Origin of the sequence: Lentzea sp. NPDC060358, assembly GCF_042725365.1 — a bacterium.
In the GTDB taxonomy this organism is placed as follows: Bacteria; Actinomycetota; Actinomycetes; order Mycobacteriales; family Pseudonocardiaceae; genus Lentzea.
In genome coordinates this window covers 1-4,132 of record NZ_JBHXCW010000397.1, presented here as the reverse complement: position 1 = coordinate 4,132, position 4,132 = coordinate 1, and the positions used below count along the sequence as shown (strand labels likewise).

Here is a 4,132-nt window from a genome sequence, read left to right as displayed (position 1 = left end):
GCGGCATACTTCGCCTATGCCGCTCACCGGCCGGTGTTCACCTCGGTGGCGTGACTCAGCAGGCCAGCAGGCTCACGGTGCTCTGCGAGCACGGCAGCAGCAGCGAGGCGTTGGAGACGGCGCCGCCGCCGTGGCCGCCCTCGAGCACCGCGTTGGTGGCCTCGGGGATCTCCAGCTCCTGCATGTCGAGGATGAAGCCCATGATGTTCTCCTTCAGTACGAGGGATCGGATTTTCTTGCTACCGGCCAGTGGTGACCGGTGTTCGTGAGCCCAGGAAGGGCAGTGGCGAGATCGCGTCCACTGTGGACGCGAGAGCGAGCAGGACGCCCGCTCCGCCGGTGGCGAGGTCCATGGAGAGGCGGCGCAGCTGGATGCCCGGGAAGGCGAGCCCGCCGCCGTGGCGCACGGCGTGCCAGCCGAGCGCCCTGCGGTGCATCTCGACGGCGCGCTCGAAGCGGTCGTCTGGCCGGCGGCGCGTGGCGTGGGCCAGCGTCGCCATCAGCCCGGCCCTGCCCAGCATGAACGCGGGCTGGATGACGAACTCGCCGGTGCAGCCGGTGAGCAATTCGGGCAGCCTCGCCGCGCACGGGCGGTCCGGCGCCACCTCCGCGAACTCGGTGAGCACCAGCGCGATGCCCGCACCGCCGACGCCGACGTACGGGAGCGTCCGGAGCGTGCCGTCCTGCACCTGCAGCGAGCCGTCGACCGCGACCGAGGTCTCGGCCAGGTCGCGTTCCAGCGCCCGCTCGGCGAGGTCGAGCCAGTGCTGCTCGCCGGTGTGCTGGTGCAGCCGCAGGAAGAACAGCGCGGGTCCCGACCAGCCGTGCAGCAGTCCCGCCCGTGCGGTCGGACCGGGCGCGGGCGCCTGGTCGAGCAGCGTCGCGAGCCGGTGCGCCAGCTCCTGCGCCTGCGCCGCGAAGCCGTCGTCGCGGCGCGAGTCCGCGAAGTGCAGCAGGGTGAGGCCGATGCCGGAGAGGCCGGCGTTGAGCCCGTGGTCCCGCGTGGCGCGGACGAGCGGGGCGTAGCCCTCGACGAGCTCGGTCGCGAGGTCGTGGTGGCCGAAGTTCTCCAGCACGTGCGCGATGCCGTGCCCGCCGACGAAGAAACCCGGCTGCTTCGGCGGGTCGGCCTTGGTCCTGCGGACCAGCCACTCCTCGTGCTCGGGGTAGCGGCCCTCGCCGCTCTCGGCGAGCGCGTGCAGCACGCCCGCGGCGCCGAAGCCGAAGCATGTGCCGCCGACCTCGAACTGCTCGACGTCACCGGGGAAGAGCCGGTCGTCGCGGTGCGGGGTCGCGCTGTGCAGGACCGCCGCGGCGATCTCCGCGCGCACGACCGTCCAATCAGGACTCTCGTCGTCGAACGACGTGAACGCGGGATCGGCCGGCGGGTCGACGCGCGGCGTGAGCACGTCGAGGATCTGCCGCCGGTAGTCCTCGTCCAGCCCGAAGCGCTCCGCGGCGACGTGCACGTGCTGGCGCAGCTTGGCCGGCGCGAGCTCGAGCACCGTGTTGAGCGGCAGGAAGATCCACAGCTTGAGCGCGGCCAGCGGGTAGGCGTCGATGTCGAAGCCCTCGCGGTCCTGCGGTGCCTGGAAACCCGGCGAGCCGAGTGTCGGCCGGTGCGGGTCCTCGATGGTCGACGACAGCTCGAAGTCGATCAGCGAGACCTCGTCGTCCTCGTCGACCAGGACGTTCATCGTGTGCAGGTCGCCGAAGACGACGCCGCGCTCGTGCACCCGCTCCACCAGGTCCTCGACCTTGGCGATGAGCGCCTGCGCCCTGGTGCGGTAGTCGTCGCGCCGCTCGGGGGTGGTCTCCTGGTTCGTCAGCGGGAAGTTGCGGCCGAGCCACTGCCCGAGCGAGCGCCCCGGCATGAACTCCATGGCCACGAACAGGTGCTCCCACTCGGTGAAGCGGTCGTACACCTCGGGGACGCCGTGGACGCCGTGCAGCCGGGTGAGGATCTCGTGCTCGCGCTCCAGCCGCGCCACGGCGTCGCGTCCCTCGCGGTCGAGCCCGGCGTGCGGCCGTGCCTCCTTGAGCACGACCTCCTTGCCGTCGCTCTTGCGCGTCGCGAGGTAGACGCCGCCGCCGTTGGAGAAGTGCAGCGAGCTCTTGATCAGGTACGGGAACCGCGCGGGGTCGCCGGCGTTGCGCTCGGCCAGGTGCGGCGCGAGGAACTCGGGCAGCTCGACCCAGTCGGGCGTGCTGAAGACGGGCTTGCGCTTGTCCTCGACGAGCGCGCCGTCCGGACCCTCGATCGCGAGCACCCGCCGGCCGTCGACCTCGAGCCACTGCTCGGCGAACCCGCCGTAGCGCACGAACAGCGGCCCCTTGCCGAAGCGCAGGTCGCTCAGGACGTACGCCCCGTGCTCGCCGTCGAGCAGCTGCCCGAGCTCGGTGCAGATGGTCTCGAAGTGCTCGGCGCTCTCCGGGTAGATGGTGACGAGCTTGCCGCTGCCGTCGCGGGGCGCGTACTTCGAGTTGCGGGCGAGGACGATCGACATCGTCCGCAGGTACTTGAAGGCGACACGGCGTTCGACGCAGTAGTCGAAGGTGGTCTTCAGAACCCGGCCGGCGTTGTCGAGTCCAGCGGAAACGTGGATTTTCCACCCTTGGTTGGGCAGCCGCACCCCTTCGGGCTGCTGGTGCCGCCACACGTTGCGCTCGACCATCACCCAGTCGGGCGGAAGCGCGGGGAGATCGGTGGAGAAGTCGTCGCCAGGGGTGCCTTCGGTGCTGTTCTGCAGATCGTAGAACTGCCGGTCTGCGAAGCAGTACGCCTCGTATCTGAGGTCCACCGAATTCCCCTCCCCGACTCGTTTGCGTTTTCTTTGACGCCGCATATTCCCGCACAATTTCGCGCCTATCGCCAATCCGCCATACGAGTTATATGGGCCACCCGTTCGTGCTCAAAGGAACCTTGATTACCGGTGCGTATGTGACTCGCCGTGATGAGGTTTGGGTCCATCTCACCCGGTCGCAAGGTTTGTGAGGTGGGTCCCGGACGGCTTTCTCGTGGGCCTTCGCTAAACGGAACCCATTGGTTCTCTATGTGTCGTCACGGTGAGCTGCGGTATTCCACGTGAGACCGGACGTATAGCCGGTCGGGGGTGGCGGTTGTGCACGCGCTGTGTTGTCTGCTCTTTACGGGTGAAGCCGAAATTGGCATCCAATGCGTGTTTGGTGCGACCGGATGGCGGTGCGGAGTCCACCTTTGGCACCCATTCGTAGGATGAGATTGCCGCCTGGAATTTTATGTCGCAATCATTGTCGTAGTGCATACATGTTGTGATTCAAATCGCACCTGCACATTAGAGTGAATATTGTGTTTTGATGTAACGACCGCCCAATGGGCGAGCGGGCCTCTGCTGTCCGGAGTGCGGTACGGCTAGGCTGCGTGCGTGGGGAGCGTGGCGAGCCGATGGCTGGTGCCGGCCGTGGTGGTGATCACCGGTGCCGCGGTGGCGGCCGGGATGGTGGGGCGGACCGTGTACTCGCGCCCCGCGGAGGCCAAGGGCGCGCCGGTGGTGGCGTCCTCGTCCGTCGGCCCCCTGCCCGGAACCGCCGAGGTGCGGTTGAGCCCCGACGCGTTCACCCACCCGGACCGGACCGCGGTGCAACGGGTCCTGCAGGGCTACTTCGACTCGATCAACTCCCGGGATTTCGCCGCTTGGCGCGCTGTCGTGTCGGCTCGGCGGGTCGCCGCGACGCCTCAGGCCGGGTGGGTCGCCGCCTACGAGACCACTCGGGACGGCGGGGTGGTCGTGCAGCGGGTCGAGTCGGACGTGGTTTCCCGGCGGCTGCGGGTGCTGTTGTCGTTCGTGTCCACTCAGGACGTTTCCAAGGCGCCGCCTTCGCTGCCCGAGGGGTGCATTCGGTGGCGGGTCGTGTACGTGCTGGTGTGGGAGGGGGCGGCTTTGAAGGTGGATGACGCTCCCGAGAGCCGGGTTCCGCAGATGGTTGCTTGTTGAGGTTGCGCGGGCGCGCGGCAGAGACGCGTCAGCACTGCTCGGGGCTCCGCCCCGGACCCCGCCAGCTGATCAAAGACCGGCCAGCACCGTCTGCGGGTTGATGGCACGCCTGTTGCGTTGGGCGGCTTGCTGTTGCGTTGGTGGTTGCGGTGTGGGGT

The 4,132-nt window shown here is 68.7% G+C and carries 3 protein-coding genes; 1 reads left to right on the top strand and 2 read right to left on the bottom strand.

Annotation, left to right across the window (positions count from 1 at the left end; genetic code table 11):
* Positions 1 to 55: 55 nt before the first annotated feature.
* Positions 56 to 202, bottom strand: a complete 147-nt coding sequence (locus ACFWGZ_RS39885; protein WP_330849627.1) for a SapB/AmfS family lanthipeptide — start codon at positions 200 to 202, stop codon at positions 56 to 58.
* A gap of 37 nt (positions 203 to 239) precedes the next feature.
* On the bottom strand, positions 240 to 2,801 hold the full coding sequence (gene lanKC, locus ACFWGZ_RS39880; protein WP_382456782.1) for a class III lanthionine synthetase LanKC: 2,562 nt from the start codon (positions 2,799 to 2,801) through the stop codon (positions 240 to 242).
* A gap of 603 nt (positions 2,802 to 3,404) precedes the next feature.
* Here lanKC and ACFWGZ_RS39875 point away from each other — a divergent pair.
* Entirely contained in the window at positions 3,405 to 3,974 is a 570-nt protein-coding gene (locus ACFWGZ_RS39875; protein ID WP_382456781.1) for a hypothetical protein, read from the top strand.
* The last annotated feature ends 158 nt before the right edge of the window (positions 3,975 to 4,132 follow it).

Excerpts from the sequence above, each read along its gene's own strand:
- ACFWGZ_RS39885 (WP_330849627.1), bottom strand. The coding sequence starts at position 202 with ATGGGCTTCATCCTCGACATGCAGGAGCTGGAGATCCCCGAGGCCACC.